Raw genomic sequence first — 24,235 nt, 5'->3', positions numbered from 1 at the left:
CCTAGCGACCGGTGTGGATGTAGGGCGCCCAGAGCAGCGGATCGGCGGGCCTCGTCAGCCGTAACGCCTCCACCGCCCGGTGCAGCGCCGCGGCGGACGCCACCGGTCCGCCCGTCCCGGAGCCGGGCAGCTCGGCATAGACCGCCTCCACCACCCGGGGCGCGGCCGCGTCGCGGATCGTCCACAGTGTCGCGACCACCTGGCCGTAGCCGAGCAGGAGCATCGCCCCGGCCAGGTGCACCGCCTCGTCCGCGAGCCGGCGGCTGCCGGTGGCGGTCTGGCAGGCCGACAGGAACGCGAACTCGGCCGCCTCCATGCGCAGCTCGGCGAGGTCGGCGACGGTGATCTGGCCGTCCCACAGGATCAGCGCGCTGCGCGACGGGTCCCGGTCGTCCTGCACGGCGTGGCAGGCCAGGTGCAGCCAGGGATGGTCCGGCAGCTCGGCGAGGACCCGGGCCCGGGTCGCGGCCGAGTCGACGAGGTGCCGGGCCGACTCGGGCGGCGGCAGGTGACCGGCGAGGATCTCCAGCTCCTCGCGGACGGCCGGCAGCGGCGACTGGCCCGGTGTCTGCGGCAGGCCCACCACGAGTTGCCGGATCGCGGGGTTCGCCGCGGCCGCGCCGGCTCGCCGCAGCGCCGCGAGCGTCGGCGTGTAGGAGCTCACCACCCGGCCGGCGACGGTGTCGGCGACGGCCGTGGGACGGCTGTTGGTGCGGGTGTGCCGACCCGCGGCGTGCAGCGGCAGCGAGGTCAGCGGTCCGGTCGGGCACCACCACACCCGGGCGGGATCGGCTGCGGCCGGGGGCAGTCCGTCGAGCACCGGCGCGGCGATGGTGTCCCACAGCCACTCCAGGAGGTCGAGCAGCGCGTGCCGGTCGGCTTCGCGGGCGGGCAGCGGCCGTGCGGTGGTCGTGTCGGCGATCCCCCGGTCGAGGATCCCGCGCAAGGCGGTGGCCCGTTCGTCCGCCTCGGCCAGCGTGAGCGACGGCAGCGCGGTGACGCGTACCCCGTGCTCGGCGGTGACCACGAGCGCGTGGCAGCCGTAGGCGCTGGCGTTGACGATCACGACCGGGCCGCCGGTGGCCGCGGTCCGCAGCTCGTCGAAGGGGACGGGTTCGAGGAAGTGCTCGAACCCCGGCCGCTGCCGCGCCTCGCCGATCAGCTCGTCCCACTCCCGAGCGTACCGGCGCCGCTCGTCGGCCCCGGCGTCGCCGGTGCGCTGATCGAGGATGTCGCCGACCCGGCGGAGGTCGGCGGCGAGCTCCGGCGCCGTCTCGGCCAGCAGGCTCAGGTCGCCGCGCAGGTGCAGGGCCTGGGTCCACAGCACCGAGCGACCCAGTTCCAGCAGCTCGACGGCGAGTTCGGGCCGCCCGGCGGCGATCGCGACTGCGGCGGCGTCCGGTGCCAGCCCCTGCCACCGGGTGAGCTGGTCCTCCCGAGTGGTCCGGTCCAGCCCGTGCCAGGCGAGGCGGGGGAGGAACCCCACGGCGGCGGCCCAGCCGTCGGCGGCCGAGGCGGGGTCACCGGCCGTCATCGCCAGCGTTCCCCACTCCCGGGCCGCCTTCAGCCGGATCGTCGGCGGGGCGGCCGCCACCTGGGCGGCCGTGCGCTGGTAGGCGAGCGCGGCCTTCAGATCGCCGGGCTGCCCGGTCCGCTCGAACCGGCTCAGCGCGAGGTAGCCCAGGTTGTTGAGGTAGGCGGCGCGATCCGGGTGGTCGTCGGGCAGCACGGTCACCGCCCGCCGGGTGACGTCGATCGCGGCGTCGATGTCACCGGCGTCGCCGGTGCGCTCGAAGCGCTTCAGGAACAGTCCACCCACATTGGACAGATACATCGCCCGGCCCGGATCGTCGTCGGGCACGGCGTCGGCGGCGGCCCGGCCGGATTCGATCGCCGCGTCGAGATCTGCCACCTGGCCGGTCTGGTCGAACCGCTCCCCCAGGATGAGCGCCAGGTTGGAGAGCATCCCGGCCCGGTGCGGGTGGCCGTCGTCGGCGACCAGGTCCACTGCCGACCGGGCCGCCGCCACCGCCTGGTCGAGGTCGGACCCCTCGGCCGGCTCGGACCGCTGCGACAGCGCGAGCGCCAGGTTGGACTGCACCATGGCCCGGTCGGGATGGCGTGGTCCGGTGGCGGCAGCGCCCTGCTCGAGGATGTCGATCGAGTCGTCGAGATCGCGGGCCTGCCTGCCGTGGTTGAACCGGACGCCCAGCGTGATGCCCAGGTTGAGCAGGTGCTTGTGCCGGTTGGGGTGGCGGTCCGGCGTCGCCGCGACGGCGGCCCGACCGATCTCGACCGCCTCGTCGATGTCCGCGACCGCACCGGTGCGCTCGAAGCGCTGCTTGAGTGCGATGCCGAGATTGGACATGGCGATCGAGCGATGCGGTGAATCCGCGGGGAACGCCGCCACGGCCCTTCGGCACAGGTCGATGGAGGCTTCGAGGTCCGCCTGCTCCCCCGTGCGCTCGAACCGGGTGGTGTAGGCCGCCCCGAGGTTGCTCAGCGCCAGTGCGGGACCCGGACCCGACTCCGCGTCCCGCAGGGCGTCGACGGCCGCCGAGCCCGCGTCGATCGAGGCGTCGATGTCGGCCAGGTCGCCGGACCGTCCGAACCGCAGCAGCAGGGACATGGCGAGGTCGGATCCGATCTGGCCGCGGTCCGGCGCGTCCGGCGCGATCGTGGCCACCGCGAGCCGGTCCGCCTCGATCGCCGCGTCGAGGTCCTCGGCATCGCCGTTCTTCTCGTAGCGGGCGGCCAGCGCGGTGGCGAGCCCGGAGGCGTAGCGGCCCCGCTCGGGATCGTCGGCGGGAGCGACCTCGAGGGCGAAGGTGAAGAGTTTGACGGCGATGTTGAGGTGCAGCACGCGGCCGAGGTTGTAGAACGAGACGAGCTCGGCACGGCCTCGCCGGTTCGCCTCCGCCGCCGTCCTGGCCGGGTCCGCCGGCTGGCCGCGAAAGGTGCCCAAAAACAAGATCAAGGACACGAAAGAGCAGGCAGTGCCAATCACGAGGGTACGCGTGGAGAAGCCGCCCGCCAGCGCGGAGAAGGTCGCGTTGATGGCGACCGCCCCGACCGCAGCCGTCAGGAGCCGACGGGGCACGGTGCCGATGAGCAGCCGCAGCAGGTTCCCCATGGTGATACGTCTCCTCCCACGGATCTCTCCGAGCGGCGCGAGTGCCCTATGGTAGTCACTGGCTCACCGGAAGGCGATCGACCACACTGTATGGCTGGGGAGAAGCAGAGTCCTATGGCGACGGATATCCGACCACGCGACGACGAGCAGTATGACGAGAGCGCCGCCTACCGGTGGACCGAGCGGGCATACGAGCTGTTGAGCAGCGGCGATCTGCAGGGCAGGGCGTTCGCCGCCGACGGCGTTCTCTCCTCGCACGTCTGGGGTCCGTGCCCCCGCTGCGGGCACCAGCTGGACGACCGGCAGGTGCACACGGCGCTCGTCGACGAGCTCCGGTGGCCGGGTCGCCGTCCGGCCACCAAGGGCACCCCGCCGCCGATCCAGCTGCCGGTCGACATCGCCTGCGGCTGCACGCACACGCACCCGCACGCGCCCGGCGACACCACCGGCTGCGGCGTCAGCTTCCGGGTCGAGCTCACCGTGCGGGTGACGTCATGACCGATGAGCCGGCCCCGTCCTACCGGAAGCCCGCGAGCGGCCCGGAGCCGGTCAGCCGCCACGAGCGCGCCGCGTTCGACGCGCTGGTCGCGCAGTCGCTGCCGACCGTCCGTGCCAGTGCCCAGGCCTGGCGAAACGGGCTGACCGCGCTGATCGGCCTGGTGACGGCGGGGGTGGCGATCCAGGGTCGCACCACCGCCGCCGAACTCTCGCCCGGCTGGCGGGCCGGGATCACGGTGCTGATCGGCGCCGGGCTCGCCGCCGCCGTCGTGGGGCTGTGGCATGCCCTCGGTGCCGAGGCGGGGACCCGCGCCGCGCCGCTGACCCTGGCCGACATCCACGCCCGGCACGCGTCGGTCGCCGCCTATCAGGTCGCCCTGGCCAAGAGCGCCGGCCAGCGGCTGAGCAGGGCCCGCACCGCGGTCGCCGTGTCGATCGCCCTCCTGCTGACCGGGGTGATCGCCACCTGGTGGGCGCCGCCGATCCCGTCGGAGCCACCGGCTTACGTCCGGGTGACCGACCAGCACGGCACGACGTGCGGAACGCTGCTGTCGGCCGACGGCGGACAGGTACGCCTGGAGGTCGCGGGCAGCCACGATCCGGCTGTCATCGCGCTGACCGGCGTGACCAACCTGGCCGTGGTCGCCGCCTGCCCCTGATCCGCTATCCGCCGACTCCCCTCAGGGCACGGCACGACTCCTCGACGAACCGTGCCGCGTCGCCCCGAGCCACCTGCTTCGTCCCTCCGCGCTGGAGATCGAGCGCGGCGGCGACGATGCGGTCGGGTGCCCGCGCCGACAGGTACCACTCACCACCGTCGACTTTGGAGCACAGCCGCCCGTCCGCGGCGTAGCGCAGCGCACGGCAGGCGTTGAGGACGGCGTAGGCGCCGCAGGCGTGGTCCGCCGCCCAGCGCAGCTCGTCCACCATGGCCGAGAGGATCCGCGGCCGCGGGACGGGCCCGAACACCTGCCGGGCGGGCGGGCCGACGACCGCGACCGCGTGATCCCGGCTGACCGCGCAGTGCAGCACGAGATCAGGGTCGCCCGGCCCGCCGGCGCCGGGCACGATCACCGGCGCCGGGCCGGTGGTGTTGAGGTGGACCTCGAACTCGCAGCCGCCGACCTCCGCTGCGGTGGCGGCGGTGATGACGCTCATCTCCAGACCGGTGGCGGGGCACCCTCCGACCGACGCCATCGCCTCGCCGGCGCAGTGCTGGACCGCGGTCGGGGCGGATGCCGAGACGACGGCGAGCACGTCCACGTCGCTGGCGGAGGGTCGGAACCCGCCGAGGGCGGCGGACCCGTGCACATAGACCCCGACCAGGTCGGACCGCACCGCGCGCAGCGCGTCCGCGAGCTCCCGGACGAAGGCGTGGACATCCGCCGGGATGCCGATGGCGGCCACCATCCGCCGAGCGTAGCCGGGGTCCGGGACGGCGAGCACACCCGCCCGCGATCCGGTCGACACGGACGCGAGGGGTCAGCCGGGCACGATCGCGAAGAGGTTGTCGGCCGGATCGACCACGGCCGCCAGGCGCGCCCCGACCACCAGGGACGGGTCCGCCATGCACTCCGACACGGCGTCGAAGGGTTCCACGCCCGGACCGCTGATGCGCAGGCTGAGGGCGATGCCGTTGTCGTCGCCGACGATGGCGGGTGCGATGGCGACGATCTCCGCGACGGCCGTGACGCCGACCTCGTTGAGCCGCTCGGCGTCCCGGCGGGCACTGCGCTCCCAGCGCCCGATGACGACGGCCCAGAAGACCCCGACCAGCGTAGTGAAGACCCCTCCGGCGGCCAGCCCCCACCGCTCCCCCGCGGTGATCTCGCCGACGGTGGCCGCGAAGAACAGCAGGACCGGCCCGGGTAGGCAGACCAGGACGCACAGGGTGGATGCCAGCAGGCGGCCCGCGGGTCCGAACGGCACAGTCGCCTGCCACGGACCGGAGCCGTCGCGGCGCCCCTTCTCGATCGGGGCCCGGCCGGGCACGGATCCACGGCGCGCTCTGGCCCGATCACGCGAAGACATCTCCGCACAGTAGGCCACGGTGCTCAGGGGGCTCGGCCCGTACCCACAGTGGGCTTGTCACAGCAGCGGCTCGGCCGCGCTGACGGACGGCAGCCTGATCTTCCAGGCCGCGACCCCCAGCGCGCCCACCAGTGCCACCGACGCGACCAGGAACGGCGCGCGCAGGCCGGCCGCGTGCGCCAGCAGCCCGCTGCCGATGGCGCCGAGCGGGGTCACGCCGAAGACCACCATCTGGTAGGTGCTGACCACCCGTCCCATCAGCTCCGGCGGCACCAGGGCCTGCCGGACCGTGGTCGTGACGAGGCCGAGGATCGAGCTGGCTCCGCCGTAGAGCGCCACGGCCGCCGCCGCCACCGTCGGGCTGGCGGTGACCCCCATGGTGAGCGTGGTCGCGGCGCACATGCCGATGCCGAGCAGCAGCGCCCGGCGGTCGCCGATGGCGGCCGCCAGCCGTGGCGTGAGCAGCGCCCCGGCCACACCGCCGACGGCGAAGGACGCGATGAGCAGGCCGTATCCGGTCGCGCTCAGGTGGAGTTCCCGGCCGGAGTAGAGGACCAGGATCGCCACGAGCCCGGCGCCGAGCAGCTGGGAGAAGGCGAAGAGCAGGCACAGCTGGCGCAGCGGGCGGCTGCGCACCAGGAACCGGACCCCCTCCGCCAGGTCCGCCCGGATCGTCGGCCGAGCGGCACGCTGCGGCCGGAATCTGCCCGGGACCAGCGCCACCAGGGCCGCGGCGGCGAAGAACGTCGCGGCGTCGAGCCCGAACGGCAGCGCGGCGGCGAGTCCGAACAGGACGGCGCCGAGCACCGAGCCGACCAGGGGATCCGCGATGAGTACGCCGATCTGCACCCGGCTGTTGGCCTTCGGGCGCCGCTCGGCGGTGACGAGGACGGGCACCAGCCCGGCGAACGCCGCATTGTTGATCATGTCGCCGCAGGTGATGAGGAATCCGATCGCGGCGACCATCCAGATCTCGACCGTGCCGTGCAGGACGGCGACGGTGAAGGCCGCCATGATCAGGCCCCGGACCAGGTCCGCCTGCCACATCAGCGCCCGGCGGTCCCGGCGATCGGCCAGCACCCCGGCGAGCAGCCCGAACAGCAGGAAGGGCGCCTGCTCGGCGGCGGTCACCAGCGACACCGCGCGCGGATCGGCCGAGATCTGCGCCGCGAGCAGCGGCAGGGCGATCCACCGCACGCCGTTGCCGAGCGAGGAGACCGTCGAGGCGGCGAGCAGGAGCCGGAACTCAGACATGAACCGGAGTCTGGTTCAGGTTTTTCCGACAGTCAAGGACCCGCGTGGAAGAATCGTGCGCATGACGACTGGAATCCGCGCCGAACCGTCGCAGCGGCGCAGCCGCGACAAGCGCGACCGGATCCTGGTGGCCGTCGGCGAGCTGCTCGAAGAGGTCCCCTTCGAGCGCATCACCACCAAGGACATCGCGGCCCGGGCCGGCGTCTCGGTGGGCTCGCTCTACCGCTTCTTCGTCGACAAGCAGGCGGTCATCGACGCCCTGGGGCAGCACTGGCTCGACAGCTACGTCGAGATCATGGACGGGGCGCTCGCCGAGGCGCCGCCGGACGGGGACGCCCTGGTCGACCAGGTGGTCGACGCCTTCGCCGCGTTCTGGCGCGGCGAGCACGAGCTGCCCAGCCCCGGACTGCGCCAGATCTGGTTCGGCCCGGTCAAGGCGCAGTTCACCCCCGGCGCCCTCGTCGAGAATGACGATCTGCTGGTCAGCAGGCTCTTCGACGTGCTGACCACGACGCTCGGGCGGCCGCCCACCGAGCAGCTGCGGATCCGGCTCCGGGTCGCCATCAACGTCGCCGACGATCTGCTGACGCGCGCGTTCCGCGCCAACCCCCGCGGCGACGAGACCATCCTCGCCGAGCTCAAGGAGCTGCTGCGCCGCTATCTCGCGTGACGCCGGACCTGGCGCCGGTCAGAGCCCGAGGGCATCCCCGACCCGCCGCCGGAGTTCGACGCCCGCCGCCGTGTGCAGCACGACGGAGACCCCCGGCACCGTGGTGGCGAGGATGTCGAGGAGCGTCGCCAGCTGCCGGGGCGCCTCGTCCGCCAGCAGCTCCTCCGCGTGCAGCACGGCGAGGGGCGGCCCGTCGGCCCCGAGGTCGCTCAGGCAGTCGGCGAGCGCGTCCCAGTTGTGCCCGAAATACCCCGGCAGCCGCAGCGCCGCGGCGAACTCGGCGAAGAGCCCGGTCCTGGTCCGGCAGCGCCGCGCGTCGAGCACGACGAAACCCTCGGCCGGTACGCCGGCGGTGGAGATCCTCAGCCATCCGGCCGGGTACGCCATGAGGATCTCCTTCGCCCGCGCGATTCAGAGCCGGTAGAAGTCGGTGTAGTGGTTCGGGGAGAACCAGGTGACCCCGGTGCTGCGGTTGACGACGATCCGGTAGGCGTCCCGAGCAGCACCCTTGGTCCGCGCGTAGACATCGTACTCATAGTAGGTGGCACCGGCGGGGAGTTGGCCCTCCCTGTTGTAGAAGCGGCCACCGGTGTAGTTGTACTTGCCGCCGCTCCACGCGTACCAACCGCTGGTGGTGGGGTAGCCCTTCGCGGACCACCCGGCCTGCGCGGCGCGGGCGTCGGCACAGCGGGAGATCGTGCACGAGGAGTAGACGGCCGCCGATGCCGGGGCGGCGGCGACCGGGGCGACGACGGCGGCGACGAGGGTCACGGCGACGAGGAGCATGCGCAGCGTCCACGATGGAGCGCTCGCGCGGCGGGGGGTGACGGTCACGGGTTCCTCCTGGGACCGGGGGGCACGGATACACCATGATCTCCGCCAGGAGTCGATAAATGGAAGATGATGAATCTAAAGATGTCGTGAACGATCCCGTCGGCCGCCTATCGACGGGCGTAGTCCGGCAGCCGCCGGGCGACATCGTGCGGAGTGGGCATCCGGGCGATCTCCTCGGCGATCCCCCGAGCCGCGTCGCGGTGGCCGCAGGGCGGTGACAGCAGCGCGCGGGTCTGCGCGGCGAGGGCGTCCGCGCTGAAGTCGGCGGGGAGCAGCCGCAGCGCGACACCCGCGGCGACGAGGGCGTCGGCGTTGGCGAACTGGTCGGCCCCCTGGGGCATGACGAGCTGCGGCACGCCGACGGCGAGCGCCCCGAGGGTGGTGCCGCTGCCGCCGTGGTGCACGACCGCGTCCACGTGCCGCAGCAGCTCCGCCTGCGGCACCCAGGCCCGCACGGTCACGTTGCCGGGCAGCTTGCCGAGCTGGTCCAGCGGCACCCGGCCGGCGGCGACCAGCACCCGGGCGTCGAGCGACGCGAGCCCCGCGATGGCCGCCGTGAGCAGCTCCGGGGTGCCGAACGCCGTCCCCAGCGTCAGATAGATCAGCGGGCGCCCGTCGCGGTGGCCGACCCATGCGGCCAGCGGCGCGGGCGGTGAGAACGGCACCGGGCGCAGCTCGATGCGGTCGCCGGTGGCGAGGAAGTCGCGGTCCTGCAGGGACGGCGGGCAGATGTCGACGTGCGGGAGCCCGGGCGCCTCGGCGTTGCCGAGGGGCGACTCCAGGCCGATCCCGTCGGGGATCATGCGGCCGAACCCGTGCCAGATGCCGGGGATCCCCGCCCGGTGCGCGGCGACCGCGGCTCCCGGCACGCCCCACTCGTGCACGACGAGGTCGGGCTCCAACCGGGCTAGCTCCGGTGCGAGGTCCTCGGCGTAGATCTCGTAGAACGAGTCCGCCGGGCGGAACGGCAGCAGCCCGTGCGCGGCGAGCGGTTCGTGCACCTCCTCGCCGACGGCGAAGTGCACCTCGTGCCCGGCGTCCCGCACGGCGAGCGCGAGCGGGATGAGCGGATAGGTGTGGCCGACCGTCGCCAGACTGGCAAAGAGCACGCGCATGCCGCGAATCTACGCCCGGCACGTTGCGCCCATGTACCCGTGCTGAGGCGCTGGCATGAACCAAAATCATCCCTACTGGGGTGATTTATGCGATTCTGGCGCCATGGTCATCCTCAATGCCGTGGGCGCGGTACTCCTGCTCGGCGGCTTCGTCGCGGCGTACCTGTCGGCGCGGGAGCGGGCCGGGGTCCCCGCCGCGGGATGGTTCCCCGACCCGGCCAGCATGTTCCTGCGCTCGCGGCGGTGGGATGCGCGTGCCTGGACGTCGCAGGTCGAGCCCGGATCGGCGGCCGCCAATCGGGGACGGCACCTGCGCGGCCGGTTCCTGGGCCGGTGGATCTGGATCCTGGCGGCCACCCTCGTCGTTCTCGCCGTCGGCTGCGCGGTCTACCGGACGACGGGGAACGTGCACGTCATGGCGGTGACGAGCGGCCTCGCCATGACCGGGGTGTGCTGGGCGTTCTACCGCTTCGCCGCCCGACAGCTGGCCCTCGACGACGCCATCGGCATCACCGAGATGATCGCGGTCGCCACCGCCGTCGCCGGAGCGGTCATCCTCATCGCGGCCAACGCCAACTCGGCGCTCATCGACGCGGGCGGCATCCGGCTGGCGGCGGGGACCGTCGGCTTCGTCGAGGAGGGAACCAAGCTGCTGGTCCCGCTCGCCCTCTACGCCCTGGGCCGCTACCGCGATCCCCGCGCCGGGATCGGGCTGGGGCTCGCCGCCGGGTTCGGATTCGCCATCACCGAGACCACCCAGTACGCCTACGCGACCGCGCAGGCATCCGGACCGGACTTCTGCGGCACCGAGACCGCCGCACCGACCGTGACCTCGGTGATCCAGGCGCAGGTGATGCGGATCTTCACCGTGTCGCCGCTGCACTGGCTCTGGACCGGCATCGCCGTGGCGGTCGCATGGCGGCTGTGGCACCTCTACGGCCGCCAGGGCACCACGGGTGCGGTCGGCGCCATCATCCTGGTCATGGCCGTCCACTCCGCCAACGACACCTCCGCCACCCTCGGCTGCGGCAGGCCGGCGGTCTCGTTGGCCTTCCAGGTGTTGCGGTGGGCGATCCTCATCGGCACCTACCTGGTCTTCCGGGCGATGGCCCGCAAGTCGACACCACCGCAGCTCATCGGCGCCGTCAGCAGAGGTTGGACACCCCACCGCCTCCGGACCGACGAGTGATCACCCGCGGGCCGGTTCGGGGGCGTAGCCACCTGGTTCGATGACCTTGGTGATGTGGATCGGGAGTATGTAGGCGCCGCGTTCGGGTCCGGCGCCGACGACGGAGGCGCAGACGTGGCTGCTCCCACCATCGCCTCCTCGGGTCGGGAGGCCCGGCATCGGAAATCACCGCTGACCGGTGCAACCGACCTTTCCGCCCGGCGGAACAGCACTCGCCGCTACTCCGGCGCGACCTGGCCATAGCGGCGAGCCGCCGTCGGATCGCGCCGCGCCGCCTCGGCGAGCTCCGCCTCGAGCAGCACCCGCACGGCGACGGGACCGGTGACGCCGAACGCGTCGAGGTCCGGCGGGCTCCCCTGCCGTCCCCGGGCACTCCACTCATGCCAGGCGGCTTCGAGCGCCCGGTCGGCCGGGGTCCGGTCCCGGCCCGCCTGCGCCCGCTGGGCTGCTCCGACGAAGGCGAAGGCGGCTCGCTGGGCCGCCATCGCCTCGGGTCCGATGTGGTCGGCGCCGAGGACGAGGTGGTAGTCGTGGCCGATGTCGAGATCCCAGAGCGCGCGATGGAGCTGCTCGGTGCCGTCGTGCATGTTGAACACGTCCCGGTCGCCGCAGCGCAGGAGGATCGGCAGCCCGCTGGCCCTGATCGCGTCGGCGTGGGCGTGCAGCCGGTGCAGCACATGGTTCTCGGCGTACCGGCGCTCGTCGGCACCGCCGCCGGCCATGCGGGTGACGAGGTCGGCGAGCACGCCCAGGGTGTTGCGCGGAAGCACGGCTTCCGGTGACAACCCCGGCAGGAGCGCCGGGGCGACCGCGGCCACCGCTTGCCAGCGTCCCGGATCAGCGAAAGCGATCTTGAGTGCGCCGTAGCCGCCCATCGACGCGCCGACGAGCGAGGCACGAGCCGGGTCGGTGTGGAAGCGTTCCACCACCACCTGCGGCAGCACCTCCGCGACGAGCGTCTCCCAGGCGCCGCCGGGTGCGTCGACATAGAAGCCGCCGACCGTGGGCGTGGACGCACACGCCACGACCGACCGCGGCAGCGAATCGTCCGCCCACAAGCCCTCGATCAGCGGCTGCAGCATGGCGAGGAGCTCGCAGGAGGAGTTCGCGCCGTGCAGGACGACGATGAGCGGCAGCTTCTCGGCGGTGGTCCACTCCGCCGGGGTCAGCACGGCGAAGGGCACCTCGCCGGTGACGGCCGGGTGGTGCAGGGTGTCGCGGGTGAGGCTGCTCTCCACGCCCGCCACTGTGCCACGCGACAGCAGCCCGCGGCGGCGAATTTCACCCGCTGGCCGGTCGGCTGTCGCCGCTGACGTGCCGTTTCACCGGAGGAGCCGCTGCAGGAGCGGGCGGAACTCGTCGAAACCGGCGGTGTCGGCCTCCGGGTCCTTGGCCTCGTCGTCCCAGCGCCGCACCGCGACCGCTGCCCGGGCGTAGGGCTCGGCCTCGAACGCCGCGACCTCCGCCGCCGTCATCGGTCCGCCCTGCACCGCCAGGGTGAACACCGACGCCTCGGACAGCTCCGCGGCGTATGCCGGTTCGACCGCGCACAGGTACCGCTTCGCCGCCACGTGCAGGCGTACCGGCTCGGTGACCTGCGGCGGGAACCACCGGGCGAGCCAGTCGGCACCGGTGTGGCCGTGCCGGTTGTCGGTGCCGGCCATCAGCTCCGCGCCGGTGACCACCCCGGCGAGGTGGCCGATGTCGTGCAGCAGCGCGGCGGCGACCAGGGCGTCGTCGGCACCGGCCGCCCGCGCCCGGGTGGCGGCCTGGAGCATGTGCTCGGCGAGGGTGACCGGCTCGCCGAGGTAGTCGGCGGCGCCGTCACCGCCGAACAGCGCGGCGAGCCGCCCCACCGGGTCGCGGCGCAGGACCGCGAGGTTGCTCGCGACCGCGTCCAGGTCCGCGTAGCAGCCCTGGAGGTGCCGGGCGCCGTCGGCGGTGAAGGCCGTCCGCGCGTGCAGCATCCGCGTGTTGTCGAAGACCAGGCAATCGCCGGGTACGAGCCGGAGGTCCACCCGCAGCTCCGGCCGGGCGATGATCGTGGCGAACGCGCGGTAGGCGGCGTAGAACGCGTCCAGTTCGGCACGGGGCAGGCGCAGCGGCTGGGTCGAGCGGTTGTTGAACCGGATCTCCCGGATCGCCCCGCGCGGGTCCACACCGATCATGGGCCGGGTCGAGGTGAGGTCGGTGTCGGCGTCGGCGTAGCGGAAGGTCACCGGCGTCGTGCTGAGGATCGCGAACGCGGCCGGATCCTCCGCGCGGAGCACCGCGGCGGCCGCGAAGCCGTCGACGAGGCCGGATTCGCCGCCGTCGGCATCGTTGACCAGGCAGTGCAGCAGTTGGACCGTCGGCACCGGATCCCGGTAGGGGTTGTCGGTGTGCGGGGAGATCGCCAGGGACGTGAACGCGAGGTTGGTGGGTGCGGGCTCGACGCGTACCTCGAAGATCTTCCCGTAGTTGGTCTCCCGCACGTATCCGAAGCCCGCAGCCGCCTCCAGGACCGCCCCCGGCACCACCGGGACGTCGCGGAGCAGCACGGATCCGAGGCGCAGCACCGCGTCGAGGCAGTGCTCCCGGTGCAGGGGATCGGACCGGAACCGGGGCCACGACCCCTCGGCGACGGTGCCGCCGGGGTCGGCCTTGGCGTGCTCGGAGCGCGGGTCGGCCTCAGCCGGCCGGGCCAGGAACGCGGCGTCGAAGACCGAGACGTGCCCGTCGGGGGCGAAGGTCACGGTGACCTGGTCGCCGTCGACGGCGGTGTCGGCGACCGCGAGATCGGCCGGCAGGTCGGTGATGCCGAACAGCTTCTGGCCGCTGCGCGGGTCGCGGCAGGCGGCGCAGTCGCAGTTGTCGCGCAGCCACAGCGCGGGGAACGGTGCGGTCATGATCGGACCATAGAACCCGGCCGGACCGGGGTGGAAGATCCGGCGCCGCTGTTCACCCGAAGTTCGCCGACGCGGACCGTTACAGCTGCAGCCAGTCCGGCAGCGGCTCACGGGACGCCAGCCACGGCGCGGGAATGCCGTCGACCCCGCTGTACGCGGCGACGACCCCGCCGGCGATCGCCGCGGTCGTGTCGATGTCCCCGCCCGCCTGCACGCACTCACGGATCGCCCGCGGATAGTCGGCGAGGCAGCGAGCCGCCACCCACAGTGTGAACGGCACGGTGTCCTGCGCGAGCACCAGCGCTCCGTTGCCGAGCTCGTATGCCACCTCCGCCACCGAGAGGTGCAGCATCGTGCGCGCCCGGACCAGGCCCTTGCGGACCTGGCCGGCGGGCGTCGCCTCGATCACCGTGTCCAGGAACGGCCCTGCCTTCGGGCGCTCCCCGGCGAGCCTGCCCGCGACCGCGGCGCTCGCGGCGACCGCGACGGCCACGGCACCGGCGACGCCCTCGGGGTGCGCGTGCGTCACCTCGGCGGACAGGCGTGCCTCCCGAGCAGCCCGGAGCAGGTCGTCCGGGAAATAGGCACCCAGCGGCGCCACCCGCATCGCCGCCCCGTTGCCCATCGAGCCCTGGCCGTCGAAGACCCCGGCGGCCGCCTCGCGCCACGGCATACCCAGGCGGATGTTGTGCAGGATCACGAAGGCGCCGACGCCGTAGCCCCGATGGGGCTCGCACCGATCCGCGAACGCCGCCGCGAGTTCGTCCTGGTCGACGCGGCCGGAGTCGGCCAGCATCCAGGCGATCGAGCAGGCCATCTCGGTGTCGTCGGTCCACTCCCACACCGGTGGTGGGACGATCCCCGCGAGCAGGTCGTCGACCTTCGGGCCGACCGTGAAGTACTGCGCGCCAAGCGCATCCCCGACGGAGAGCCCCGTCAGACTGTCCGCGGCGTAACCCAGCCGCGTCGATTCGGCAAGAACACATCGCATCTCACCGTCGATCATTCCCGAACAGTCGGGCCTCGGCAACCTCTCAGGCGGCGAACTCGGTGTTGCCCATCGAGACGCGGGCGAGTGCCGCCCGGATGGTGTCGGCCTGGTGCTGCGGTACGCGCAGCGTGAGGATGAAGGCGCCGCCGGAGATGATGATCTCCCGCTGGGTCGGGCTGGTCCGGTGGTCGCTGATCGCGTGCATGGAGCGGGCCGGGATCGTGTGCCGGATGCCCCGGTGCCACGGGCGGGCCGGCGGGACGAGCAGGGACAGCCCGAGCGTCAGGACCGCCAGCGTCGAGAGCCCGATCTTGGCGCAGATGGCGTACTCGGGGCGGGCCCACTCGACACGGTCGCGGTAGACGGTCACGGCGGCGCTGTGACCATCGACATCGGACTCGAACCACAACAGTGCCGACTCGTTCATGGTGAGCTGGGTCATCGCTGTCTCCACATGGCCGGGGCTACTCGGGCGTTACGCGTACTGTAACCGTCCCATTACCGCAGGACCCTGATTGCGCACTCGCCTGTCCCGCACCCGATACAGGTCGGTCCACGATCGTGACGCATCCATGACCATTGTGAACAGCGCACGAACGGGTGAAGGCTCGTGCCGCCGGCCGTGGCACCGTGGGAATGTGCGGGTGACAGCGCTACGCGAGCAGGGCCCGGATCGGGGCCGCCTTCGCTGCTGCCTCGGCGACCTCGGCGATCGGGTCGCTGCCCCAGGTGATGCCGCCGCCCGCCCACAGGTGCAGCCGGTGCCGGTCGGCGGCGACGGTCCGGATGGTGAGACCCAGGTCGATGTGGTCGCGGCCGACCCAGCCGAAGGCGCCCATCCCGGCACCCCGCCCGACCGGCTCCAGCATCGCGATCTGGGCGAGCGCCGCGAGCTTCGGCGCGCCGGTGACCGAACCGGGCGGGCAGACCGCCCGGAGCAGGGCGGCGAGGCCGGTGCCGGGGCGCACGGCGGCGCTGACGGTCGATTCGGCCTGCCAGAGGTCGCCCCAGCGGCGCAGCGCGAAGAGTTCGTCGACGCGGACGCTGCCGATGCTCGCGACGTGGGCGAGGTCGTTGCGCTCCAGGTCGACGATCATGATGTGTTCGGCGCGTTCCTTGGCAGAGGCGAGCAGTTCGGTCCGGCCCTCGGCGGTGGCGGGCCCGGTGCCCTTGATGGGCCGGGTGAGCATGCGCCCGTCCCTGACCTCCACCAGCGTCTCCGGGGAGGCGCAGCCGATGACCCAACCGTCCCCGGCGACGAGGCCCGCGTAATGGGCGCCCGGCACCGCCGCGATCCGGGCCAGCGCGGCGACGGGGTCGCCGGAGTATTCGGCGGCGGCGTGACCGACGACGTTGACCTGGTAGACGTCGCCGCGGGCGATGGCGTCGCGAACCTCGGCGACGGCTGCGGCGTGATCGGCATCGGTCCAGCTCGGCCGCCAGGGGCCCAGATCCCAGCCATTTCCCGTCGAAATCTCACTCTCCGTAATCAAATCACGCCCATGCGCGTAGACAATCGCCACGCAATCCGGCAATCCCGGCACCGGACTGGGGCGCCCCGGCGGTCCGCCGATGAGCGTTGCGCCCGCCGCCGCGGAGAGGTAGACGGCGGCGCCGCAGATGTCGTGGGAGCGTGCGTCATGGCCCGGGGCGGAAACGGTTGCAGCCGAGAGATCCACGACGGGCAGACCCTGCCCGGCAAGGAAATCCTCCAGCAACGCGGCCGGGTCGCCGGGGTCGCCCAGCCGCCACGAGAAACGGGCCCGCTCGACGGCGTATCCGCGGCACGACTTCGGTACGACGGGTGGGTGATGGCCCCGCATGGCTATCGAATCTACGACGTTCGGACGCAATGTGATCATCCAAAGGGTTGATTACAGGGGGTGACCCCCGTCACCTGCTCGAAAAAGCATCGTTCGCCTTGGTAGCGTTCATCACTGAACATGTGACCAACTACACACCGCAGTGACCTTGCAGCCACCACCCCCGGCACCACGTAAGGCACCCGGCACAACCTCATAGCGCGAGGCGACCCGCCAATGCAGGCGAGAAACCGAGCGCAACCCCGCGGGGGGACCGTGCAGACCGCTAAAGCGGCGCGCCCGGACCGCCCATAATTCACCGGAGTCAACCCTCATGTGCCAGCACAACCCGCCCTGCCCCACCGCCGACGCAGGTGACCACGACGCAGCTCGCGTAGTGGCTTCCTTCCCGGAGCAAGGCTGGAGCCTCCTCTGCAACGGCGTCATCGTCTTCGAAGACACCGGCGAGCTGCTCCCCGACGGCAGCACCGTAGCGCCCCACCGGGGCCCCGCGGTCCACGCCTTCGCCTAAAGCGAACCACGCCACACTTCCCCGCCGCGGCCAAAGCCGACCGCGGACCCGGGGAAGGGCCCCAGCAGCACAGATCCGCCAGCGCTGACCAGCGCCACCGGCCCACCACGAAGCAGTGGGCCGGGGAGCTGTAGAAGTCTTACTCAAAATCCTCCGGCGACGGGCAGGAACACACCAGGTTCCGGTCGCCGTAGGCGCCATCGATGCGACGCACCGGCGGCCAGTACTTACCTACTGGCATCACACCCGCCGGGTAGCTCGCCACCGATCGCGGGTAGGCGTGCTCCCAGATGTCCGCGCTCACCGACTTCACCGTGTGCGGCGCGTTGACCAGCGGATTGTCATCAGCAGGCCAGTCACCACGGCCCACCGCGTCGATCTCCGACTTGATCGCGATCATCGCCGCGACGAACCGGTCCAGCTCACCCAGGTCCTCGCTCTCGGTCGGCTCGACCATCAGCGTGCCGGCCACCGGGAACGACATCGTCGGAGCGTGGAAGCCGTAGTCGATCAGGCGCTTCGCCACGTCGTCCACGGTCACACCGGTCGCCTTGGTGATCGTGCGCAGGTCCAGGATGCACTCGTGCGCCACCAGGCCCTTGTTGCCGGAGTAGAGCACCGGGTAGTGCTCCCGCAGGCGGACCGCCACGTAGTTGGCAGCGAGCACCGCGTGGGCCGTCGCCTGGGCGAGACCGTCGGGCCCCATCAGCCGGACATACGCCCACGGGATCGGCAGGATCCCGGCGGAGCCGTGCGGCGCGGCGCTGATCGCGCCCACCCCGGACTGCGGGTGCAGCGGGTGGCCGGGCAGGTAGGGAGCCAGGTGCTCGCGGACCGCGACCGGTCCGACACCGGGGCCGCCGCCGCCGTGCGGGATGCAGAAGGTCTTGTGCAGGTTGAGGTGCGACACGTCCGCGCCGAACTTGCCCGGCTTGGCGAAACCGACCAGCGCGTTGAGGTTGGCGCCGTCGACGTAGACCTGGCCGCCCGCGTCGTGCACCTTCGCGCAGAGCGTCGCGATGCCGGTCTCGTAGACGCCGTGCGTCGAGGGGTAGGTCACCATGATCGCGGCGAGCCGGTCGCCCTGCGCCTCGATCTTGCGGTCGAGGTCGACGAGGTCGACGTTGCCCAGGTCGTCGCAGGCGACCACGACGACCCGCATCCCGGCCATGACCGCGCTCGCGGCGTTGGTGCCGTGGGCGCTCGACGGGATGAGGCACACGTCGCGCTGCACGTCGCCGTTGGCGCGGTGGAAGGCCCGGATCGCCAGCAGTCCCGCGAGCTCGCCCTGCGAACCGGCGTTGGGCTGCACGCTGACCGCGTCATAGCCGGTGATCTCGGCGAGCCACGACTCCAGCGAGCCGATCAGCTCCCGGTAGCCCTCGGTCTGCGACGCCGGGGCGAAGGGGTGGATGGCGCCGAACTCGGGCCAGGTCACCGACTCCATCTCGGTCGTCGCGTTGAGCTTCATCGTGCAGGAGCCGAGCGGGATCATGCCCCGGTCCAGCGCGTAATCGAGGTCGGAGAGGCGGCGCAGGTAGCGCAGCATCGCGGTCTCGGAGTGGTGGGTGCGGAAGACCGGGTGGGTCAGGAAGTCGGTGGTCCGCGCCAGCGCCAGGTCGGCGACGTCGGTCGCGTCGGCGGGCTCGACCCCGAAGGCGGCCCAGACGGTGTAGAGGTGCTCGGCGGTGGTCGTCTCGTCGCAGGCGATGCCGACCCGGTCGGCGTCGACGTGCCACAGGTTGACCCCGGCGGCCTCGGCGGCGGCGACGATCTCGGCGGCCCGGCCGGGCACGATCGCGGTGACCGTGTCGAAGAACTGCCCGCTCGCCAGCTCCACGCCACCGGCGGTCAGACCGGCCGCGAGCAGCGTCGCGTGGTCGTGGGCGTGCCGGGCGATGGCGCGCAGGCCGTCCGGGCCGTGGTAGACCGCGTACATGCTCGCCATGACCGCGAGCAGGACCTGCGCGGTGCAGATGTTGCTCGTCGCCTTCTCGCGGCGGATGTGCTGCTCACGGGTCTGCAGGGCGAGCCGGTAGGCGGGGGCGCCGTCGGCGTCCTTCGAGACGCCGACCAGGCGGCCGGGCAGTGCCCGCTCCAGGCCGCTGCGCACCGCGAGATAGCCCGCGTGCGGTCCGCCGAATCCCATGGGTACGCCGAACCGCTGCGCGCTCCCGCACGCCACGTCGGCACCGATCTCCCCCGGCGCCCGCAGCAGCGTCAGGGCGAGCAGGTCACCCGCGACGGTGACGAGCGCACCGGCGGCGTGGGCGGCCTCGACGATCGGGGCGTGGTCGCGGATCGCACCGGAGGCACCCGGGTACTGCAGGTGCACGCCGAACACGCCCTCGGGCAGCTCGTCACGGTCGGTGTCGAAGAGCTTGACCTCGATGCCGAGCGGCTCGGCCCGGGTCGCGATGACGTTGATCGTCTGCGGCAGCGTGTCGGCGTCGACCGCGTAGACCTGGCCCTTCGCCTTGGACGTGCGGCGGGCGATCGTCATCGCCTCGGCGGCGGCGGTGCCCTCGTCGAGCATCGAGGCGTTGGCGGTGTGCATGCCGGTCAGGTCGCAGACCATCGTCTGGAAGTTGAGCAGCGCCTCCAGCCGGCCCTGGCTGATCTCGGGCTGATAGGGGGTGTACGCCGTATACCACGCCGGGGACTCCAGCACGTTGCGCTTGATCACGCCGGGGGTGTGGGTGCCGTAGTAGCCCAGGCCGATCATCGAGGTGGCGACCGTGTTGCGGCTCGCGAGCTCGCGCAGCTCGGCGAGGACCTCGGCCTCGCTGCCCGCGGCGGGGAGGTCGAGCTCGGCGTGCCAGCGGATCGACTCGGGGATCGCGGCGTTCATCAGCTCGTCGAGGCTGGTGTAGCCGACGGTGTCGAGCATGCGGCGGATCGCGTCGGGGCCGGATCCGAGGTGTCGTTCGGCGAAGTTGCTGGTCATGCGGCTGCTCCACGGGGTTGCGGGGACGATGAGTCAGTCCCTCCCCCGCTGTCGCGCCGTCGCTTCAGCGTCGCCGTTCCCATCGCGGTTCGGGTGCCTGAGAGGTTCCGGGGAGGAATTGCCCCTTCGGCGCCGTCTGCCCTGGTCGAACCTGGGCTCGCGGACTCTCCCGCGCGGGTGTTTGGCACCTGTAACGCTACCAGGAATGATGTTGCGGGTCTGTTACGCCAGCGGGCTCTGCGGTGAGGCCCACGTCACCATCCCAGCTCGGCCGATCTTGACATGAGACACCATCGGGTGTATCAGCGAGCAGCCATCGCCGGAGATGACTACCCTGAGGTTCAGGACGTCCCTCCGCCCCCGGGAGTCGACTGTGGATCAGCAGAGCTGGATCATCGTGGCCGGTGCCGCCGTCGCGATCGTGGCGGTCCTCAGCGCCTGGCGGCAGACCGTGCGGGCTGCCGAGATCGGCGTCGGCGGCAAGGAACTCGCGGTCGTGGCCGGCCTGCTCCACGACCTGCGTACCCCCGAATTCCGCGACGCCTTCGACGCGGCCGTGCGCCTGCCCGCGGACCTGGAGCTGCCGATGGGCTTCGACTCCCTCGCCGCGCCCGACCGGGAGAGCGCGCAGCTCGTCACCGAGGCCTTCGACGACATCGGCGGGCTCGTCGCCGGGCAGCTCGTCCGGGCCGAGACGATCCTGCCGCTCGTCTCGACGCGGGCCATGCGCGCCTGGCACGCGCTCGCCCCGGCGATCGCCGCCGAACGCGACCACCGGGCCCGGACCTATCCCGCCGAGGTCAACCCGACCTTCGCACCGCACTTCGAGCTGCTCGTGGCCGCCGCGCGGGTCCGACAGCAGGCCCACCGCGAGGCCCGGCCCGCCAAAATCAGGTGAGATTCCCCGTCCGGCGGGATAGACAGGGCGGATGACGACCTTCCGCACCGCCGGACCCGATGACGTCGAGCGCTACCTCGCCCTGCGCAACCTGGTCTTCCCGCACCAGGTCAACACCATCGAGGGGGTACGCCACTTCTGGCGCAACGTGCCCGCCGACGAGCACCTGCGCCTCGTCGCCGCCGAACGAGACGGGCAGCTCGTCGGCTTCTCCCGCGCCGGGCTCAACACCTGGAGCAGCGAGGAGGGCACCGCGATCGTGTTCGTGCTCGTGCACCCCGACCACCGCGGCCAGGGCATCGGCACTCAGCTCCTCGCCCAGGCCGAGGAGCACCTGCGCGGTGTCGGCGGAACCCGGATGCAGGGCTGGTCGGCCGACGACGCCGAGACGATGCGCTGGCTCGCGTCGCACGGCTTCACCGCCGGACACGAGCTGCGCTACTCCGCCATCGGGCTCGACGCGCTGCCGCCGGTGCCCTCCCTGCCTGCCGGGGTGACGACGGCGACCTTCGCGGAGCTCGGACCCGCAGCCGTCTACGCCGTGGACAGCGTCGCCACGCTGGACGAGCCGGGTGACATCCCCAACGACCGGATCGACTACGACAAGTGGCTTCTGCACGTCTGGGACGGTCCGGAGCTGGACAAGGAGCTCAGCGTGGGCGTGCTCGTCGACGGGGTCCCGGCGGCGGTGACGCTGCTGGAGGTGGATCGGCCGACCGGCCGCGGGTGGTCGGGCGGGACCGGCACGCTGCGCGAGTACCGGGGGCGCGGGCTGGCGAAGATCGCCAAGGGGGTCTGCCTGCACCGGGCTGCTGCGCACGGGGTGGTCACGGCCTACACCAGCAACGACGAGGTCAACGGGCCGATGCTCGCGATCAACGAGTGGCTCGGCTACCGGCCGGTCGCCACGGGCTGGTCCCAGCTCAAGGCCCTCTAGCCGCTACCGGGCCGGCTCCCGTCCGCGCTAGTCGGCGAAGCCGATCGCCTCGCACCAGAAGCGGGCCAGGAACGCGCCCGGCTGCTCGCCCCAGCGCCGCCACGCCTCCCGCAGCTCCGCGAGCTCCGCCGCACTGGTCAGCCCGGCCGCGACGGCCCGCTCGGTGAGCGCGGGACGCGACAGCACCGCCATGTGCGCCTCGGCGGTGGACCAGGCGGCCTCGGCGGTGCCGTCGTAGTCGACGCTCGCGCTCGCCGTGCAGTCGACGAACCCCGCCTCGTGCAGCAGCCCGCGCAGGTGCTTGCCGACCCGCGGGCTGGTCCCCGACCGCAGCGCCGCGAGGATCTCGAAGGTGCGCGGCAGGGCCGGGTCCGGGGGCGCGATGAGCTGGCCGTCCCAGTCGGCGTCGCGTACGCCGATGACGGCGCCCGAGGCCGCGACCCGGCGGGCCTCGCGGAGCGCGGCGAGCGGGTCCGGCAGGTGCTGGAGCACCCCGTGCAGGAGGATCGCGTCGAACGAGCCGTCGGCGAACGGCAGGTCCCGCACGTCGGCCCGGACGAACGTCACGCCCGGCAGCTCGCCCGGGTCGGTCTGGTCGACGCCGGTGGTGGTGCCCGGCACGACCAGGTCGGCGAGCTCCACCGTGATCGACCCGGGTCCGCAGCCGAGGTCGAGCAGCTGCATGCCGGGTTGCAGGTGGGCGGCGAAGAAGTCGAGGCTGCGCCGGACCCGGCGGCGGGGGTTCGGGGAGCGGTGGTGGGCGCGGGGCGCCTCGGCGTGGAGGTCAGTCATCGCGGACTATCGTGCACCTTCACCGTCCAATTAGGTACATCGGGGATGCCGGGGCCGAGATGCCGCAGGGTACGCATCTCGATCTTGCGATTGACGCCGCCAGCGCAGCCATCGAAGATTGACGAGATGTGGAGCGCGAGATGGCGGTGACGGCGGTGCCGCAACGGATCCTGGTCCCCTTCGCGGGAGACGGATCGGGAGTCGAGGAGCTCACCTGGGGCCAGCACGACGTCTGGCGTACGACGCAGAACTCGGGGGCGCCGCGCATGGTCGGCGGGACGATGCCGCTGACCCCCGGCACCACGATCCAGCACATCGTGCACCTGCTGTCGTTCATCATGAGCCGCCACCAGTCGCTGCGGACCCGGATCCGGACCGAGCCCGACGGCAGGCCGGTGCAGGTGCTCGCCGAAGCCGGCGAGGTGGCCCTGGAGATCGTGGACGCCGGCGGCGGGGCGGACCCGGCACAGGTGGCGCGGGCGGTCCGGGCGCGCTACGCCGGGGAGCCCTTCGACCTCGCGACGCAGTGGCCGGTACGGATGGCCGTGGTGCTCCGCGACGGAGAACCCGCGCACTTCGTCGCCATGTACCCGCACGTGGTGATCGACGGATACGGCTTCGCGGCGCTCATCGCCGACCTGCGCAAGCTGGACCGGACTTCCGGGCGGCACCTGGGGCCCCGGGTCGGCGTACAACCGATGGATCTTGCTCGGGAGCAGCGCGGGGCGGCGGCGCGGCGGCAGAGCGCGAAGGCCGTCCGGCACTGGGAGCGGCTGCTGCGGCACCACCCGCCCCGGCAGTTCCGCGACTCGCCCGATCGGCGCGAGCCGCGTTACTGGGAGGCGACCTACGACTCGCCCGCGGCGTTTCTGGCGGCGGCGGCGATCGGTGCGCGGCTGCGGGTCCACACGGGTCCGGTGCTGATGGCGGCCTATGCCGTCGCGCTCGCCCGGGTGACCGGGATCAGCCCCCGGGTGCTGCGCACGCAGGTCAGTAATCGATTCCGGCCCGACTTCGCGGGCTCCGTCAGCACCCTCGTGCAGCCCGGACTCTGCGTGATCGACGTGGCGGACTGCACGGTGGAGGAGGCGGTCCGGCGGGCGTGGCGCAGCCAGCTCGCGGCGGCCCAGCACGGTTACTACGACCCGCGCGACCTGTGGTCGCTGCTGGACCGGCTCGGTGCCGAGCAGGGATTCCCGGCCGACCCGCTGTGCTACTTCAACGATCGGCGGCGGGCGGCGGCGAAGGCGGGCGAGGGCTCGGTGCCGACGGCCGAGGAGATCCGGGCGGCGCTGGGGCGATCCGCCCTGACCGCGGGGGTGCGTTTCAGCAATCCCGATACGAGCGCCTATCTCAATGTCAATCGGGCATCGGACACGATCAATTACACGCTCCGGGTCGACACCCACGCTCTGACGCCCGCCGAGCAGGAGGCGATTCTGCTCTCCATCGAGGAGGTGCTCGTGTCGGCGGCACTGGATCCGAGCACGTCAACGGGGGTGCAGGGTATACCGACCAGCTACTAAACGTCATCGATCCATGCGAATGGATTGACGCTGCTGGAGGGCTGCGCTAGCCTCCAGTGAACAAATCTTTAACGTGTGAATGATCGTGGAGGGAGACCGCTATGAGCGACCTGATCAACATCACGCAGCAGGCGAACTAGTTTTAGCTGTCGGCTTCGACACCTAAGCTGGTCACTGCGAGCAAGAGCATCAGGTCCG

23 protein-coding genes and 1 riboswitch are annotated in these 24,235 nt (G+C 72.3%); of the genes, 8 read left to right on the top strand and 15 right to left on the bottom strand.

Going from position 1 to position 24,235, the window contains the following annotated elements:
* Position 1 precedes the first annotated feature (1 nt).
* Positions 2 to 3,133 carry a CHAT domain-containing protein gene (locus tag F4553_RS37320; RefSeq protein WP_184845993.1) on the bottom strand — a complete coding sequence of 1,044 codons (3,132 nt, stop codon included), beginning with the start codon at positions 3,131 to 3,133 and terminating at the stop codon, positions 2 to 4.
* 114 nt (positions 3,134 to 3,247) lie between these two features.
* Between F4553_RS37320 and F4553_RS37315 the strand changes: the two genes are divergently transcribed.
* Positions 3,248 to 3,631: a hypothetical protein gene (locus F4553_RS37315; RefSeq protein WP_184845991.1), complete on the top strand. Its 384-nt coding sequence runs from the start codon at positions 3,248 to 3,250 to the stop codon at positions 3,629 to 3,631.
* Positions 3,628 to 4,290 carry a hypothetical protein gene (locus F4553_RS37310; RefSeq protein ID WP_184845989.1) on the top strand — a complete coding sequence of 221 codons (663 nt, stop codon included), beginning with the start codon at positions 3,628 to 3,630 and terminating at the stop codon, positions 4,288 to 4,290. The genes F4553_RS37315 and F4553_RS37310 overlap by 4 nt, the downstream gene beginning before the upstream one ends.
* Positions 4,291 to 4,294: 4 nt before the next feature.
* On the opposite strand, the gene F4553_RS37305 is transcribed toward F4553_RS37310, so the two are convergent.
* Genes F4553_RS37305 through F4553_RS37295 form a run of 3 tightly spaced genes read right to left on the bottom strand, consistent with a single transcriptional unit; the run spans position 4,295 to position 6,916 of the window.
* Positions 4,295 to 5,101 (bottom strand): aminoglycoside adenylyltransferase domain-containing protein, encoded by an 807-nt coding sequence (locus F4553_RS37305; RefSeq protein ID WP_184845987.1) that lies wholly within the window; start codon positions 5,099 to 5,101, stop codon positions 4,295 to 4,297.
* A gap of 12 nt (positions 5,102 to 5,113) precedes the next feature.
* The gene (locus F4553_RS37300; RefSeq protein WP_184845985.1) at positions 5,114 to 5,662 is read right to left on the bottom strand and encodes a hypothetical protein; all 549 of its coding nucleotides are present in this window, start codon (positions 5,660 to 5,662) and stop codon (positions 5,114 to 5,116) included.
* Positions 5,663 to 5,719: 57 nt separating this feature from the next.
* Positions 5,720 to 6,916, bottom strand: a complete 1,197-nt coding sequence (locus tag F4553_RS37295) for an MFS transporter (RefSeq protein ID WP_184845982.1) — start codon at positions 6,914 to 6,916, stop codon at positions 5,720 to 5,722.
* A 61-nt stretch (positions 6,917 to 6,977) separates the two neighbouring features.
* Here F4553_RS37295 and F4553_RS37290 point away from each other — a divergent pair, with 61 nt between their 5' ends.
* Positions 6,978 to 7,586, top strand: a complete 609-nt coding sequence (locus F4553_RS37290; protein WP_184845980.1) for a TetR/AcrR family transcriptional regulator — start codon at positions 6,978 to 6,980, stop codon at positions 7,584 to 7,586.
* An 18-nt stretch (positions 7,587 to 7,604) separates the two neighbouring features.
* On the opposite strand, the gene F4553_RS37285 is transcribed toward F4553_RS37290, so the two are convergent.
* From F4553_RS37285 to F4553_RS37275, 3 genes are all read right to left on the bottom strand, one after another.
* Positions 7,605 to 7,973, bottom strand: coding sequence for a barstar family protein (locus F4553_RS37285; RefSeq protein WP_184845978.1), 369 nt, complete (start codon positions 7,971 to 7,973; stop codon positions 7,605 to 7,607).
* 24 nt (positions 7,974 to 7,997) lie between these two features.
* The gene (locus tag F4553_RS37280; protein ID WP_184847429.1) at positions 7,998 to 8,372 is read right to left on the bottom strand and encodes a ribonuclease domain-containing protein; all 375 of its coding nucleotides are present in this window, start codon (positions 8,370 to 8,372) and stop codon (positions 7,998 to 8,000) included.
* 155 nt (positions 8,373 to 8,527) lie between these two features.
* Entirely contained in the window at positions 8,528 to 9,535 is a 1,008-nt protein-coding gene (locus F4553_RS37275) for a glycosyltransferase (protein WP_184845976.1), read from the bottom strand.
* A gap of 103 nt (positions 9,536 to 9,638) precedes the next feature.
* Here F4553_RS37275 and F4553_RS37270 point away from each other — a divergent pair, with 103 nt between their 5' ends.
* Positions 9,639 to 10,724: a PrsW family glutamic-type intramembrane protease gene (locus F4553_RS37270; RefSeq protein WP_184845974.1), complete on the top strand. Its 1,086-nt coding sequence runs from the start codon at positions 9,639 to 9,641 to the stop codon at positions 10,722 to 10,724.
* On the opposite strand, the gene F4553_RS37265 is transcribed toward F4553_RS37270, so the two are convergent.
* The 6 genes from F4553_RS37265 to F4553_RS37240 form a co-directional block, all read right to left on the bottom strand.
* Positions 10,725 to 10,883, bottom strand: coding sequence for a hypothetical protein (locus F4553_RS37265; RefSeq protein WP_184845972.1), 159 nt, complete (start codon positions 10,881 to 10,883; stop codon positions 10,725 to 10,727).
* A gap of 59 nt (positions 10,884 to 10,942) precedes the next feature.
* Positions 10,943 to 11,962, bottom strand: a complete 1,020-nt coding sequence (locus F4553_RS37260) for an alpha/beta hydrolase-fold protein (protein ID WP_184845970.1) — start codon at positions 11,960 to 11,962, stop codon at positions 10,943 to 10,945.
* Between the two features lie 84 nt (positions 11,963 to 12,046).
* Positions 12,047 to 13,612, bottom strand: a complete 1,566-nt coding sequence (tmpA, locus tag F4553_RS37255) for a 2-trimethylaminoethylphosphonate dioxygenase (RefSeq protein ID WP_184845968.1) — start codon at positions 13,610 to 13,612, stop codon at positions 12,047 to 12,049.
* A gap of 79 nt (positions 13,613 to 13,691) precedes the next feature.
* A complete protein-coding gene (locus F4553_RS37250) occupies positions 13,692 to 14,603 on the bottom strand; it encodes an ADP-ribosylglycohydrolase family protein (protein WP_184847427.1) in 912 nt (303 codons plus the stop codon).
* Between the two features lie 43 nt (positions 14,604 to 14,646).
* On the bottom strand, positions 14,647 to 15,045 hold the full coding sequence (locus F4553_RS37245; protein ID WP_184845958.1) for a hypothetical protein: 399 nt from the start codon (positions 15,043 to 15,045) through the stop codon (positions 14,647 to 14,649).
* 211 nt (positions 15,046 to 15,256) lie between these two features.
* Positions 15,257 to 16,426: a chorismate-binding protein gene (locus tag F4553_RS37240; protein WP_246467595.1), complete on the bottom strand. Its 1,170-nt coding sequence runs from the start codon at positions 16,424 to 16,426 to the stop codon at positions 15,257 to 15,259.
* 313 nt (positions 16,427 to 16,739) lie between these two features.
* On the opposite strand from F4553_RS37240, the gene F4553_RS37235 reads away from it, so the two are divergent.
* Positions 16,740 to 16,937: a DUF5999 family protein gene (locus F4553_RS37235; protein WP_184845954.1), complete on the top strand. Its 198-nt coding sequence runs from the start codon at positions 16,740 to 16,742 to the stop codon at positions 16,935 to 16,937.
* 139 nt (positions 16,938 to 17,076) lie between these two features.
* On the opposite strand, the gene gcvP is transcribed toward F4553_RS37235, so the two are convergent.
* Positions 17,077 to 19,884 (bottom strand): aminomethyl-transferring glycine dehydrogenase, encoded by a 2,808-nt coding sequence (gene gcvP, locus F4553_RS37230; RefSeq protein ID WP_184845951.1) that lies wholly within the window; start codon positions 19,882 to 19,884, stop codon positions 17,077 to 17,079.
* 75 nt (positions 19,885 to 19,959) lie between these two features.
* Positions 19,960 to 20,066, bottom strand: a riboswitch (glycine riboswitch).
* Positions 20,067 to 20,257: 191 nt separating this feature from the next.
* Here gcvP and F4553_RS37225 point away from each other — a divergent pair.
* Positions 20,258 to 20,782: a hypothetical protein gene (locus tag F4553_RS37225; protein WP_184845949.1), complete on the top strand. Its 525-nt coding sequence runs from the start codon at positions 20,258 to 20,260 to the stop codon at positions 20,780 to 20,782.
* A gap of 31 nt (positions 20,783 to 20,813) precedes the next feature.
* Entirely contained in the window at positions 20,814 to 21,719 is a 906-nt protein-coding gene (locus tag F4553_RS37220) for a GNAT family N-acetyltransferase (protein ID WP_184845947.1), read from the top strand.
* A gap of 27 nt (positions 21,720 to 21,746) precedes the next feature.
* On the opposite strand, the gene F4553_RS37215 is transcribed toward F4553_RS37220, so the two are convergent.
* Positions 21,747 to 22,511, bottom strand: coding sequence for a methyltransferase domain-containing protein (locus F4553_RS37215; RefSeq protein ID WP_184845944.1), 765 nt, complete (start codon positions 22,509 to 22,511; stop codon positions 21,747 to 21,749).
* Positions 22,512 to 22,651: 140 nt separating this feature from the next.
* Here F4553_RS37215 and F4553_RS37210 point away from each other — a divergent pair, with 140 nt between their 5' ends.
* The gene (locus F4553_RS37210; protein ID WP_184845942.1) at positions 22,652 to 24,037 is read left to right on the top strand and encodes a condensation domain-containing protein; all 1,386 of its coding nucleotides are present in this window, start codon (positions 22,652 to 22,654) and stop codon (positions 24,035 to 24,037) included.
* Positions 24,038 to 24,235 lie beyond the last annotated feature (198 nt).

It is taken from the genome of Allocatelliglobosispora scoriae, from assembly GCF_014204945.1.
Taxonomy (GTDB): domain Bacteria; phylum Actinomycetota; class Actinomycetes; order Mycobacteriales; family Micromonosporaceae; genus Allocatelliglobosispora; species Allocatelliglobosispora scoriae.
Note: the sequence above shows the minus strand (reverse complement) of the source record. Positions and strands in the feature narration are given on the sequence as shown.